Here is an 11842-nt window from a genome sequence, read left to right as displayed (position 1 = left end):
CGCACCGCTTGGCCTGGCATGCCGCCCGGAGCCAGGCGGCCACCGCCGCCGCGTGCACCGCGCAGGGGTCGGCGGTCCGGCAGCCGTGCCGGCCGCCGGGCGGCCCGTAGTCCCGCAGCACCAGGATCGCGTCCCGGATCTCGATCACCTGCCGGTAGACCAGCAGCCGCCAGGGCGCCCTCGGCAGCAGCAGCTCCAGCACCCGGGGCCGGGGCGGTGCCAGGGCCACCGACGGTACGGCGGCGACCAGGTCGCGCCAGAGCCGCCAGAGCAGCCAGAAGGTCGTCGCGTCCCGCCACACGCGCTGGAGGGCGACGGCGGCGGGCATCGCGGGCACCAGGGCGGCGACGGTGACGCTCAGGGTGAACATCCGGAGAACGGCTCTGCTGAACACGGGGATCCCTCCATCGGCCCGGCTCCGACCGGCGGCAGTGGTGCTTCGGCGGGTACGGGCGGGCGACGGTGACGAGGAGGGCAGGGCCGGTGCGCGCCGCCCGCCGCCGGTTCGGCCGCCCGTTCAGCAGCCGGTACAGACGGTGCTGTAGGCGGTGGTGCCGGCGGCGGTGCAGCCGCACGGGCCCCGTTCCGCGGCCGGCTCCTCCGCCCTGGCCGCGCGGGTGCGGATCAGGCTCGCCAGCATTTCGGCCTCCTGCTCCTGACGGGTGGTGTAGTCGGTGCGCGCCAGGAGGTGCCGGGCGAGGGCGGGGTCGACCTGGCCGAGCCGTTCGATCGGCACCACGGCGCCGAGTGCCGCGGGCGCCGGGTGGTCCAACAGCATGTGCCCGATCTCGTGCAGCACGATGTGCTCCTGGTGCGGGCGGCTGGTCTGCTGCTCGAAGAAGATGTAGTCGTCCGTGCCGGTGGCCAGCCACAGTCCGCAGGCTCCCGCCTCGGCGGCCCCGGGCGGCAGCGGGTGCAGGTGGATCGGCCGCCGGCGTACGGCGGCCAGCCGGGCGCAGACCCCGTCGAGGGAGAACGGCGCGGCCAGGTCCAGGGTGTCCAGCATGGATCGGCAGTGACGGCGCAGACGCCGGTACGACAGGCGCTGTCCCGGTGCCGGCGGCCGTGTCCACATGGTCAGCCGCCGGTGGGGTTCTTGGGTGGCAGGCCCTCCAGCGCGCGCAGTTGGTCGATGATCGCCGCCGCCGCCATCAGGCCCCTGGGGGAGAGCCCGTCCGCCCGTGCCGCGATCTTCGTGATCCCGGTGTCCCGGAAGACCTCCCACTCGCTCAGCCGGATGCCGGCCTCGCGCAGCGCGACCAGTGCCGACAGCGCCGAGTCGGTCTCCTGGGCGACCTCGTCGTCGAAGAAGTACGCGGGCTTGACGCCGAAGAAGGTCGCGAGGGCCTCCAGGTGGTGCAGCGTCGGATTGTTGCGGGTGCCTTTGCGTAGATAGGCAATATATGCCTTCGAGATATCTCCGCCATTGAGATAAATGGCCTTCGCCACCTCGTCGTTGCTGTACGGACCGCGACCCCGGGGGTGGATGGTCGCGAAGAGGTGGTTGAGGCGCGTCCCGAGTTTGCCCGGGCAGGATGGTGCGCGTTCTTTCATTGCGTTCCGCTCCTCACCAACAGTCCCACAGGGAACACGCCGCACACGGATTCTGATTGTTGACATGAATGTGCCGCAAGGTAAGCTGACATCATGGCAACTGTCGTGGCCGCAAACGTTGTTGCGGCCTGACGATACAGACACCAGTTGCCGCCGTCGACTCCGCCCCGACGGCCATCATGGCACGAGGAAAGCGTCACGTCTGCCTTCTGCCGACTCCCCCCACCGAAGAACTTCCGCACCTGCGTGGAATTTTTGCCTCTCCGCTGCTCAGCGATCGGACAGGACGGACAACTGGGATGGAAGAACAAGGCCCGACCAATAGCACGACACGGATCCAGATATTCGACCCCGCACCGAAGGCCGAGCTGCGCCTGGTCTGCTGCCCGCACGCCGGGGCCTCCGCGGGAACCTATCGCCGGCTCTCGGCCGCCCTGCCCGGCGGCGTCGAGGCACTGTCGGTCCAGTACCCCGGGCGGAGCGGGGGGACCAGGGAGCGCGGGATCGACGACATCGGCGCGCTGGCCGACCGGATCGGCACCGAACTGCTCGGCTTCGACGACCTGCCGCTGGCCGTGCTGGGCCACAGCATGGGCTCGGTCGTCGCCTTCGAGGTGACCCGCCGGCTGGAGGAGGCCGGGCGGGCCCCGGTGCGGCTCCTGGTCTCGGGCCGCCGCTCGCCCTCCGCCGGGCTCGGCCTGGACATCCCCCAGGGGGACGACGAGATCCTGGACGAACTCCGGGAGCTGGGCGGGATCCCGGCGCGGCTGCTGGACAACCCGAAGTACCGGGAGTCGATCCTCGCCGTCATCCGCAACGACTACCGCGCCAACTCCCGTTACACCGCCCGGCCCGGCACCACCGTGGCCTGTCCGGTCAGCTTCCTGTTCGCGGACGCGGACCCCTACCTCGACCGGGCGGCGGCGCTCGCCTGGAAGAGCCACACCACGGGGGAGTTCCGGCTCACCTCATTCCCCGGTGGGCACTTCTTCCTCGATCAGCAGTTGGCCGCGGTGGTCGGGACGATCACCGCGGACCTGGGTGTCGGATCCACCGGACGAGAGGACGGGAAAAGGCCGTGAAGCGGGGACTGTGCTCGATCGACGAGGATCTGGCGGTCCGGGCCTACGAGCGGCTCCTGGCGACCAAGGGGGTGACCTCCTCGGAGCTCGCCGCCGACCTGGACATCACGGCCGAGCGGGCGGAACAGGCGCTCTCCGCCCTGCGCTGCCTGAAACTCGTCAGGTACTGCCCGGACCAGGGGTACTACGCGGCGCGCAGCCCCGACATCGCCCAACTGGAGCTGCTCATGCCACTGGAGCAGGCGATCCGCGACAAACGCCGGGAACTGACGGACTTCCAGGACAAGCTGGGCTCGTTCGTCGACACCTACAGCAACCTCCAGCGCACCCGGCTGCGGAGGGACCCGGTGCTCAGCGGGCTGGATCCGGAGCAGACCGGGTTGCGGATGGCGGACGCCCTGCGCGACCGCCCGTCCGAGATCCTCGTCATGGAGCCGCTCGCCCCGGTCCAGGGGCAGGACTCCCACGCCCTGGGCCTGTCGGCGCTGCCGTCCGGGATCCCGATCCGGGTCCTGTACCCGCACACCGCCCGCAGCAGCCTGGCCGCACGCGGCAGCCTGCGGGCGCTGGCGGAGGCGAGCGCGCGGGTCCGCACCTCGACCCAGGCGTTCGAGCACCTGGTCATCGTGGGCGGCGAGGTGGCCTTCCTGACCGACCCCCGGGGTGACGAGGACCTCCGGGGCGTCACCGTCGTCTACGAGCCGGCCATCGTCGCCCGGATGGTGCGCTCCTACGAGCACGCCTGGGCGTCCGGCACGGACATCGACTCGAACGTGGTCAGGTACGGCGAGACCAGGGACGAGGTCCGCTGCGCCATCCTGGAACTGCTCGCCTCCGGGCTCAAGGACGAGGTGGTGGCCCGGCGCATCGGCATGTCCTCGCGCACCTTCCGCCGTCACCTCGCCACCATCATGGACGAGTTGAACGCCGAGAGCCGGTTCCAGGCGGGCGCGGCCGCCGTCCAGGCCGGACTCCTGCCGGTCCGGGCCGCCGCCGGCTGACCGGTCGGGCGCCGCCATTCCCGACGGGCGTCGTGCCGCTCCGATATGGCCGTATGTGGCCACACCACATCAGGTCATTGCGGCGCCCGCCGGGGCGTCCTTACCTTCGAGGAGTGCCGGAAAACGGCACGGCATCGGGAGCCACCGATCACCGCGGGGTGGCCCGGGAAAACTCGGAGGTCAACGCCAGCATGGTCAGCAAACTGATCGACCAGGACGGCCGGTTCCTGGAAATCCTGGACCGTCTGACCACGAAGTCGATCGACGACTACTACAACCCCTACAAGCTCTTCGAATGGCCGGACAGCCTGCCCGAGGAGATGTGGTGGATGAGTCCCGAACTCACCACCACCCACGGGACCGAGGCCGCCCGGCGGCTCACCGAGAAGCAGCTCCACGCGCTGTCGCGTTACGAGAGCATCAATTTCTACAGCCTCAACGTGCACGGTATCCGGGAACTCCTCATCGAGGTCACCAAGCGGATCCACACCACCGGCTTCGAGACGCCCTCGGATTTCTTCCACCACTTCATCGGTGAGGAGAACGAGCACATGTGGTTCTTCGCCGAGTTCTGCCTGCGCTACAGCGGGAAGATCTACCGGCAGCCGGCCGGGGCGACCGTCGAGATCCCCCGCTCGAACGTGGAGAGCCTGCTGGTCTTCGCCCGGATCCTGATCTTCGAGGAGCTGGTCGACCACTTCAACTCCCGGATGGCGCTGGACGACCGGCTGCACGAGACGATCCGGGGCATCAACCGGATCCACCACCAGGACGAGTCCCGGCACATCGCGTTCGGCCGGGAACTGGTCTCCGCGCTGGCCACCGACGTCAGGCAGACCTCCACCGAGGAGGAGATGCGGGACGTCGCCACCTACATCCGGCGCTACATGACCTACAGCTTCGAGACGCTGTACAGCCCGCAGGTGTACCGGGACGCGGGCATCGAGAAGCCGCACGACCTGCGCCGGCAGCTCCTGGAGTCCCCGCAGCGCGCCGAGTTCGAGAAGAGCGTCTTCCGCAAGACCGCCAAGTACCTCGAGAAGACGGGTCTCATCTGATGGCCGGCACCTCCCCGGGGCCCGCCGACCCCTCCCGCGGCCTGGTCATCCTCGACCCGGACCAGACCGACCTGCTCCTCGAACTCGACCGGACGTTCGCCGGCTGGGGCCGCGCCGCCGGGGCCCGCGAGGTCCTCCCGCCGCCGCTGTACCCGGTGTCGGACCTGGAGAAGTTCGACGTCTACACCAACTTCCCGCACCTGGCCTACGTCGGTGCCGGACTCGACCTGGAGAGCGGCGAGAACAAGCCCGTCGACGGCACGTTCGCACCCGCCGCCCTGCGCGGCGCGCAGGTCGGCCTGTCGCACGCGACCTGCTACAGCGCCTTCCTGTACTACGAGAACTCCGTCGTGGCCGCGGACGAGCTGATCACCCTGGTCAACCGCTGCTTCCGCAACGAGGAGCACTACGAGGGCCTGCGGCGGCTGCTCAGCTTCCAGATGCGCGAGGTCGTCGCACTCGGCTCGTACGAGCACACCCAGCAGGTCCTCCAGTCCTTCGCCGAGCGGATCGCCGCGTTCGCCGACGCGCTGTCCCTGCGGCTGGAGAAGGTCCCCGCCTTCGACCCGTTCTTCCAGAACGACGGAGCCCGCGCCCTGCTCCAGAAGCTCAGTCCGGTCAAGTACGAGTTCCAGGCCGGCGACCTGGCCATCTCCTCCGTCAACACGCACCGCAACTTCTTCGGCGAACGCTGCGACATCCGCGGGCCGGAGAACGAGTTCGCCTTCACCAGCTGCGTGGCGTTCGGCCTGGAGCGATGGCTCTCCGTCCTGACCGACCTGCACCACGGCGACCCGGTCAAGGCCCTGGACGCGGTGCGGACCGCGGCCCGGCAGGTCTCCTGAGGGGCGGAGCCCCCGCACAGTTCCCGTACCGCCCGAGCACATCCGGCACGGCCCGGGCACGCCCGGATCGACCCGACACCCGAGGAGTGGCAATGGCTTCGGCAGGAATCGACCAGGTCCGCGATTGGATCCTGGCCAAGCACCCGGAACGGGAGTCCATCGAGCCCGACGAGAACCTCATCGAGAGCCGCCTCGTCGACTCGCTCTCCTTCGTGGAGCTGGTCTACACGATCGAGGGCGCCAGCGGCGTCGAGATCGACTTCGACACCATCCAGATGCAGGACCTCCAGACCCTCTCGTCGATCGAGAAGGCCTTCTTCGCCCCGGTCCGACTCCCGTAGGAGGTGTCTCCATGGAAGCTGTCTCGTACACGGCCCAGTGGACGGCCGCGGCCCGCGCCGTCGAATCCGAGCGTCCCGGCGACGCCATGTTCCAGGACAGGTTCGCGCGGGACCTCGCGGCCCCGCGCGGCTTCGAACTCCTCGACAAGTACGGCGGCGGCGGTCTGATCCCGTTCATCGCCATCCGCACCAGGTACCTGGACGACAGCATCGAGGCGCTGCTGGAGGACAGCGGCATCCGGCAGGTCGTCCTGGTCGCCGCAGGGATGGACACCCGGGCGTTCCGGCTGGCCTGGCCCAGCGGCACCACGGTGTACGAGGTCGACCACGGCGGCCTCATCGACGAGAAGCGCGCCCGGCTGGCCGCGCTCGGCGCCGAACCCACGGTGGAGCGCCGCGAGGTGTCGGCCGACCTCGCCACGGAGTGGCTGCCCGCGCTGCACGGCGCCGGCTTCGACCCGGAACTGCCCACGCTCTGGGTCGCGGAAGGACTGATGTTCTTCCTCACCGAGGAGCAGGCCTCCCACCTGCTCGGCGTCCTCGGCTCGGTCTCGGCCCCCGGCAGCCGGCTGGCCGTCGACTTCGCCAGCCGGGCACTGCTGCGCAGCCCCTTCTCCAGGGCCTTCCTGGCCGGGCTGCGCGAGGACGGCACGCCCTGGCTCTTCGGCACCGACGAGCCGGAGGAGTTCCTGGCCGGCACCGGCTGGAAGGTCCGCGAACTGCGCGAGCCCGGCGAGCCCGGCGTGGGCCAGGGGCGCTGGCCGTACGAGGTGCAGCCCCGCGACCGCCGGGGCGTGGCCCGCAGCTGGCTGGTCCGCGCCGAGTTCTCCGGCCGCTGACGAGACGCGAACGAGAGGAGTACCCGGATGAGTGGCGCGACCACACTGGAGCGGATCGAGTCGTTCCTCCCCGAACGGAGCGTGCGGATCGACGACCTCGCCGACAGCCTGGGGCTGCGCCGCGCCGAGGTGGGCGTGTTCCGGAAGATCTACGGCCTCGACCGGCTGCGGTTCGACCCGGACACCGGCCTCCTGGACCTGGTGCTGCCCGCGGCCCGCCGGGCCCTGGCGGCACTTCCCGAAGGACGACGGGTCGACTACGTCGTCTACGCCCACACCATGCAAACCCTCGCACCGCCGCACATCGACGCCGCCCGGGCCATCCGGGCGAAGCTGGGGCTGCACGACGCCGAGGCGTTCGCCCTCACCCAGCAGGCGTGCGTCAGCAGCCTCGGCGCCATCGACCTGGCCGGCGAACTGCTGCGGGCCGAGGCACCCGAGGGCGCGTACGCGCTGATGGTGACGGGGGAGCGGGCGTACTCCCCGAAGGTCCAGCTGATCCCGAACAGCGCGATCATGGCGGACGCCGCCTCCGCCTGCCTGCTGACCGTCGGCGGCCCCGGCGACGAGGTGCGCTCCTACCTGACCCGCACCCTCGGCGAGTACGCGGCCGGCCTGGAGATGACCCCGGAGGAGATCAACGGCTTCGGCCACGACTACGCCACCGTGCTCGGCGAGGTCATCGAGGAGTCCGTCCGCCGGGCCGGCCTGACCTTCGACGAGATCGACATGGTCATCCCGCACAACGTCAACGCCGTCTCCTGGCGCCACACGATCAAGCAGATGGGCGCCGACCCCGACCGCTTCTTCCTGGACAACATCCCGCTCTACAGCCACTGCTTCGCCTCGGACGTGTTCCTCAACTACACCACCCTGCGCGAGCAGGGCCGGCTGGTCGACGGCGGCCACTACGTCCTGGTCTCGGTCGGCCTGGGCGCCACCTTCGGCGCCATGGTCATCACCCACCGCGAGGGAGACACCCGATGACCGGCACCGCCTACACGGCGGACCTCAAGGAGGCGCTCACCGGCGACCGCGAGGCGCGGTTCGTCTGGCTCTGCAACTTCGAGGTGGAGAACCAGTGGGCACACGGCCACACCGGGCTCCCGGCGGCGCGGATCAGCGCCACCGCCGCGACCGTGCAGCGGATGGAGGAGCTCGGCGCGCTGCTCGCCGAGCCGACCGACCACCTGCTGCTCGACCGCCCGCTGGACCAGGGCTACCGCGCGTACACGGAGAAGACCGGGCTCGGCGCGCCCACCGAACTGATCACCCGGGCCCCGGCCGGCGAGGGCGGCACCAGCCGGGCCGTCCTCGACTCCCCGGAGCTGCTGGACCGGCTGCGGGTGCTCGCGGGCGGCGGCGCCTACCTGATGCCGATGGGCAACTCCCCCCTGGAGCAGGAGATCTGCCGGCGGACCGGACTGCGCCCCGCGGTGCCCGACCCGGAGACCTCGGCGCGGGTCAACAGCAAGATCTACAGCCGTCGGCTGACCGAGGAGCTCGGCCTGCGGTCCATTCCCGGCTTCACCTGCGAGACGGTGGGCGAACTCCACCGGGCGCTCGACGAGTCGCTGCGCGACGGCGGACCGGTGATCGTCAAGGACGCCTACGGCGTCTCCGGCAAGGGCCTGATCGTGCTCGACAGCCGCCGGAAGGCCGACCGGCTGCTGCGCATGGTCGACCGCCGGGCGCACAGCAGCGGCGACGACACGATCCACGTCGTCGTCGAGCGGTTCCTGCCCAAGCGGTTCGACCTCAACTACCAGTTCACCATCGCCAGGGACGGGCGGGTGGGGTTCGACTTCGCCAAGGAGGCCCTGACCGCCGGCGGCGTCCACCTCGGGCACGTCATGCCCGCCGCGCTCTCGCCCGCTCAGCACGAGACCCTCGCCGACGCCGCCGGGCGGCTGGGCGCCCGGCTCTACGAGGACGGCTTCTTCGGCGTCGTCGGCGTGGACGCGCTGCTCGGCCAGGACGACCTGGTGTACCCCGTCCTGGAGATCAACGCCCGCCTGAACATGTCCAGTTACCAGGGGCAGGTCACCGAGCGCTTCCTCGCCCCCGGCGGGGCCGCGCTGGCGAAGCACTACCCGCTGCGGATATCCGCCCCGGTCTCCTTCGACGAGGTGGCCCACGCCCTCGGGGACCTCACCCGCCCGCCGGTCGACGGCACCGGGCTGGTCGTCACCTGCTTCGGCACGGTCAACGCGCAGGCCGGCACCTCGCTCCCGTTCGACGGCCGGCTCTACACCCTGCTCTTCGCCGCCGACCGGAACGGCCTCAGCGACCTCGACCGCAGGGTCGCCGGGGCGCTCCACCGTCTCGGCACCACCGAAAGGACGCCATGAACACCAGCGAACTGAGGGTGCAGGGGGTACCGGTCTCGCAGATCGCCGAGGAGTTCGGCACCCCGCTGTTCGTCTACGACGCCGAGGTGCTGCGCACCGTCTACCAGTCGCTGCGCGAGGGGCTCCACCCGGCGGTGGACGTCTTCCTCTCGCTCAAGGCCAACCCCAACGTCTCCGTCTGCGGCTACCTCGGCTCGCTCGGCGCCGGCGCCGAGATCTCCTCCCTGGTCGAGCTGATGACCGTCCGGCGGGCCGGCATCGCGCCGGAGAACGTGATCTTCCTGGGGCCCGGCAAGACCCGCGCCGAGCTGGAGGCGTGCGTCGCGGCGAACCTGCACGCCATCGTCTGCGAGTCGCTGGACGAGCTGCGCCTCCTGGAGGAGATCGCCGAAGCGGCCGGGCGCGAGGAGGTGCCGGTCCTGCTCCGGGTCAACCCCGACTTCCACACCAAGGGCTCGGGCCTCGCGATGAGCGGGAAACCGCGCCAGTTCGGCATCGACGCGGAACTGCTGCGCCGCTCCCGCCCGGTGATCGACGCCCTGCGCCGGGTCCGGGTCCGCGGCTTCCACGCCTACATGGGCACCCGGTTCCTGAACGCCGACGACCTGGTGCACAACACCCGGCAGATCCTGGCGATCGCCGAGGAGCTGGCGCGGACGCTCGGCATCCCCCTGGAGACCGTCGACTTCGGCGGCGGCTTCGGCGTCGCCTACTTCGACAACGAGAAGGACCTCGACCTGGGGGCCGTCGTCGCCGGCATCAACGAGGTCGTCGAGCCCTTCGTCCGGGCCCACCCCGGCTGCCGGCTGATCAACGAACTCGGCCGCTACCTGACCGCGCAGGCCGGTACGTACGTGGTGCGTGCGCTGTACGTGAAGGAGTCCCTCGGCGAGCGCTTCGTGGTCGCCGACGGCGGCACCAACCACCACATGGCGGCGGTCGGCGTCGGCAGCTTCGTCAAGCGCAACTTCCCGATCCGCTCGCTGACCAGGTACCGGGACGAGGCCGGCGACACGTACACCGTCACCGGGCCGCTCTGCACGCCCAACGACGTCATCGGCAAGAAGGTCGCCCTGCCGCCGGTCGAGGCCGGCGACCTGCTGGGCGTCGAGCGCTCCGGCGCCTACGGGCCGACGGCCTCCCCCGGACTCTTCCTCAGCCACGGGTTCCCGGCCGAGGTACTGGTCCACAACGGCGCCGCGCACCTGGTCCGGGAGCGAGACCGGCACGAGGAGATCCTCGCCAAGCAGCACCTCGTCGACTTCGGCTGACCGGTCGGCGGGCGCACCGGCCGCCCTGGCCGGCCGCCCCTGACGACAGCCCGCCCCCTAGTTCCGCCCCCACGGCGCGACGAGCCCCGACCGCGCGACCAAGCCCCCGACAGCCCCGGCACAGAGGAGTGATCCGGCACATGGAACGTCAGAACGTGGTGTCCGCGGTGGAGACCGCTCTCAGCGAGGTCCTGGAGCGCGCCGTCACCGGCCTCACCGAGGACGCCCGGCTCTTCGAGGACCTGCACCTGGACTCCACCTCCGTCCTGGAACTGCTGATGGTCCTGGAGGACACGGTCGACATCTCGGTGGACCCGGAGGCCCTGGACATGGACGACTTCAAGTCGGTCGGGACCCTCACCGACTACGTCCTGTCCCAGGCCGACGGGGCATGAGGGAGACCGCGATGTCCATGACCCTCCAGGCCGCCGGTGCGGTGCTCTCCCCGCCGGGCAGGCCGTACGACGAGGACCCGACGACGCTCTCCTACTACCGCGACCTGGTCGAGCCCTTCGGCCTGGAGGTGGCGCCGGACCTGCTGCGCTCCGCCCCGAACGTCACCCACCGCGACCTCGTCGACCGGCTCGCGGCGATCGAGGGCATCCGCGACAGCGCGCCCGACCTGGTGATCGTGGCGCAGGCGCTGCCCGACGTGACGCCGTTCGTCGCCATCGCGCCCTACCTCGACCGGCTGCTCGGTGGAGGGTCCGCCAACAACCTCGGCATCGGCCAGCAGGGCCTGGCCGCACCGTTCACCGCGCTGCGGGTGGTCTCCGCCTTCCAGCGGGCCGGCCGCAGCCGCACGGCGGTGCTCGCCGTCCTCGAACAGACCACCCTGCCGACCCGGTTCCCGCTGGTCCACGACAACGGGCTGGTCGACTCCGGGGTCGCGCTGGTCCTCGGCACCACCGGCGGGCCCCGGGTCGCGGGGGTCGAGACGATCCCCGCCACCGAGTCTCCCCTCGACCGGATCGGGGAGCTCGCCGCCAAGGACCCGGCGGGCACGCTGGTGGTCACCGGGCCCTGGTTCGACCAGCGCGGGCTGGACCAGGACGGCCCCCGGCACCGGGTGGAGCCCGGCAGCTACTGCACCAGTGTCTGGCTGGCGCTGGCCCGGAACTGGCGCTCCTGGCAGCACCGGTACACCACGGTGCTGCTCTGCGACACCGACCCGCGCTCCGGCGAGAGCCACCTGGCGGTGCTGTCCTCGGACTCCGCCGAGACCGGGACCTCAGCCGAGACCGGGGACTCCGCCGAGACCGGGGCCTCCGGCGAGGGGGTGCTCTGATGCCGGCGGCGGACACCCTGCCCGGCACCGCGCCCGCGGGCCCTGCCGGAACCGACGGGGCCGAGGCCGCCGCGGCGGCCCTGCGGGACGCCGGGCAGCAGATCATGGTCATCCTCGGCCTGTTCGCCGGGGTGGGCGCCATCGTCGTGGCCGTACTCGCACGCCGGATCCCCAAGATCACCTGGCGGTGACCGGTGGGACGCCTGCGAACA

General features: G+C 71.0%; 15 protein-coding genes. 12 read left to right on the top strand and 3 right to left on the bottom strand.

All coding sequences use genetic code 11. The features are described 5' to 3' along the window. The 3 genes from BU198_RS31395 to BU198_RS31385 all read right to left on the bottom strand — a co-directional run. On the bottom strand, nt 1-394 hold a 394-nt coding region (locus BU198_RS31395; RefSeq protein ID WP_317620401.1), incomplete at its 3' end, for a DUF6545 domain-containing protein. Nucleotides 395-517: 123 nt separating this feature from the next. After that, complete coding sequence (locus BU198_RS31390) at nt 518-1006, bottom strand: hypothetical protein (protein ID WP_188300249.1); 489 nt, start codon at nt 1004-1006, stop codon at nt 518-520. A gap of 71 nt (nt 1007-1077) precedes the next feature. After that, nucleotides 1078-1554 carry a helix-turn-helix domain-containing protein gene (locus BU198_RS31385; RefSeq protein WP_188300248.1) on the bottom strand — a complete coding sequence of 159 codons (477 nt, stop codon included), beginning with the start codon at nt 1552-1554 and terminating at the stop codon, nt 1078-1080. A gap of 299 nt (nt 1555-1853) precedes the next feature. On the opposite strand from BU198_RS31385, the gene BU198_RS31380 reads away from it, so the two are divergent. From BU198_RS31380 to BU198_RS31325, 12 genes are all read left to right on the top strand, one after another. Next, a complete protein-coding gene (locus BU198_RS31380; RefSeq protein WP_188300247.1) occupies nt 1854-2636 on the top strand; it encodes a thioesterase II family protein in 783 nt (260 codons plus the stop codon). Next, nucleotides 2633-3637, top strand: coding sequence for a LuxR C-terminal-related transcriptional regulator (locus tag BU198_RS44005; protein ID WP_188300246.1), 1005 nt, complete (start codon nt 2633-2635; stop codon nt 3635-3637). Before BU198_RS31380 ends, BU198_RS44005 begins: the two co-directional genes overlap by 4 nt. Nucleotides 3638-3828: 191 nt before the next feature. Beyond that, nucleotides 3829-4695, top strand: coding sequence for a diiron oxygenase (locus BU198_RS31370; RefSeq protein ID WP_188300245.1), 867 nt, complete (start codon nt 3829-3831; stop codon nt 4693-4695). Beyond that, nucleotides 4695-5540 (top strand): hypothetical protein, encoded by an 846-nt coding sequence (locus tag BU198_RS31365; RefSeq protein WP_188300244.1) that lies wholly within the window; start codon nt 4695-4697, stop codon nt 5538-5540. The genes BU198_RS31370 and BU198_RS31365 overlap by 1 nt, the downstream gene beginning before the upstream one ends. Nucleotides 5541-5632: 92 nt before the next feature. Beyond that, entirely contained in the window at nt 5633-5881 is a 249-nt protein-coding gene (locus BU198_RS31360; RefSeq protein ID WP_188300243.1) for a phosphopantetheine-binding protein, read from the top strand. Nucleotides 5882-5892: 11 nt separating this feature from the next. After that, nucleotides 5893-6720 (top strand): SAM-dependent methyltransferase, encoded by an 828-nt coding sequence (locus tag BU198_RS31355; RefSeq protein ID WP_188300242.1) that lies wholly within the window; start codon nt 5893-5895, stop codon nt 6718-6720. 27 nt (nt 6721-6747) lie between these two features. Beyond that, nucleotides 6748-7707 carry a 3-oxoacyl-[acyl-carrier-protein] synthase III C-terminal domain-containing protein gene (locus BU198_RS31350; RefSeq protein ID WP_188300241.1) on the top strand — a complete coding sequence of 320 codons (960 nt, stop codon included), beginning with the start codon at nt 6748-6750 and terminating at the stop codon, nt 7705-7707. After that, nucleotides 7704-9071 carry an ATP-grasp domain-containing protein gene (locus BU198_RS31345; protein ID WP_188300240.1) on the top strand — a complete coding sequence of 456 codons (1368 nt, stop codon included), beginning with the start codon at nt 7704-7706 and terminating at the stop codon, nt 9069-9071. The genes BU198_RS31350 and BU198_RS31345 overlap by 4 nt, the downstream gene beginning before the upstream one ends. Continuing rightward, nucleotides 9068-10342, top strand: coding sequence for a type III PLP-dependent enzyme (locus BU198_RS31340; protein ID WP_188300239.1), 1275 nt, complete (start codon nt 9068-9070; stop codon nt 10340-10342). The genes BU198_RS31345 and BU198_RS31340 overlap by 4 nt, the downstream gene beginning before the upstream one ends. Nucleotides 10343-10482: 140 nt before the next feature. Beyond that, nucleotides 10483-10737 carry a phosphopantetheine-binding protein gene (locus BU198_RS31335; RefSeq protein WP_188300238.1) on the top strand — a complete coding sequence of 85 codons (255 nt, stop codon included), beginning with the start codon at nt 10483-10485 and terminating at the stop codon, nt 10735-10737. 11 nt (nt 10738-10748) lie between these two features. Beyond that, nucleotides 10749-11630, top strand: coding sequence for a hypothetical protein (locus BU198_RS31330; RefSeq protein ID WP_223245209.1), 882 nt, complete (start codon nt 10749-10751; stop codon nt 11628-11630). Then, nucleotides 11630-11821, top strand: coding sequence for a hypothetical protein (locus BU198_RS31325; RefSeq protein ID WP_188300237.1), 192 nt, complete (start codon nt 11630-11632; stop codon nt 11819-11821). The genes BU198_RS31330 and BU198_RS31325 overlap by 1 nt, the downstream gene beginning before the upstream one ends. Nucleotides 11822-11842 lie beyond the last annotated feature (21 nt).

It is taken from the genome of Streptomyces sp. CBMA156 (assembly GCF_014596515.1).
Lineage (GTDB): Bacteria > Actinomycetota > Actinomycetes > Streptomycetales > Streptomycetaceae > Kitasatospora.
Note: the sequence above shows the minus strand (reverse complement) of the source record. Positions and strands in the feature narration are given on the sequence as shown.

What these genes read in the sequence shown, in the direction of transcription:
- BU198_RS31390 (WP_188300249.1), bottom strand. Translation starts at nt 1,006, where the DNA reads ATGCTGGACACCCTGGACCTGGCCGCGCCGTTCTCCCTCGACGGGGTC.
- BU198_RS31385 (WP_188300248.1), bottom strand. Translation starts at nt 1,554, where the DNA reads ATGAAAGAACGCGCACCATCCTGCCCGGGCAAACTCGGGACGCGCCTC.
- BU198_RS31380 (WP_188300247.1), top strand. Translation starts at nt 1,854, where the DNA reads ATGGAAGAACAAGGCCCGACCAATAGCACGACACGGATCCAGATATTC.
- BU198_RS31370 (WP_188300245.1), top strand. Translation starts at nt 3,829, where the DNA reads ATGGTCAGCAAACTGATCGACCAGGACGGCCGGTTCCTGGAAATCCTG.
- BU198_RS31365 (WP_188300244.1), top strand. Translation starts at nt 4,695, where the DNA reads ATGGCCGGCACCTCCCCGGGGCCCGCCGACCCCTCCCGCGGCCTGGTC.
- BU198_RS31360 (WP_188300243.1), top strand. Translation starts at nt 5,633, where the DNA reads ATGGCTTCGGCAGGAATCGACCAGGTCCGCGATTGGATCCTGGCCAAG.
- BU198_RS31355 (WP_188300242.1), top strand. Translation starts at nt 5,893, where the DNA reads ATGGAAGCTGTCTCGTACACGGCCCAGTGGACGGCCGCGGCCCGCGCC.
- BU198_RS31350 (WP_188300241.1), top strand. Translation starts at nt 6,748, where the DNA reads ATGAGTGGCGCGACCACACTGGAGCGGATCGAGTCGTTCCTCCCCGAA.
- BU198_RS31345 (WP_188300240.1), top strand. Translation starts at nt 7,704, where the DNA reads ATGACCGGCACCGCCTACACGGCGGACCTCAAGGAGGCGCTCACCGGC.
- BU198_RS31340 (WP_188300239.1), top strand. Translation starts at nt 9,068, where the DNA reads ATGAACACCAGCGAACTGAGGGTGCAGGGGGTACCGGTCTCGCAGATC.
- BU198_RS31335 (WP_188300238.1), top strand. Translation starts at nt 10,483, where the DNA reads ATGGAACGTCAGAACGTGGTGTCCGCGGTGGAGACCGCTCTCAGCGAG.
- BU198_RS31330 (WP_223245209.1), top strand. Translation starts at nt 10,749, where the DNA reads ATGTCCATGACCCTCCAGGCCGCCGGTGCGGTGCTCTCCCCGCCGGGC.
- BU198_RS31325 (WP_188300237.1), top strand. Translation starts at nt 11,630, where the DNA reads ATGCCGGCGGCGGACACCCTGCCCGGCACCGCGCCCGCGGGCCCTGCC.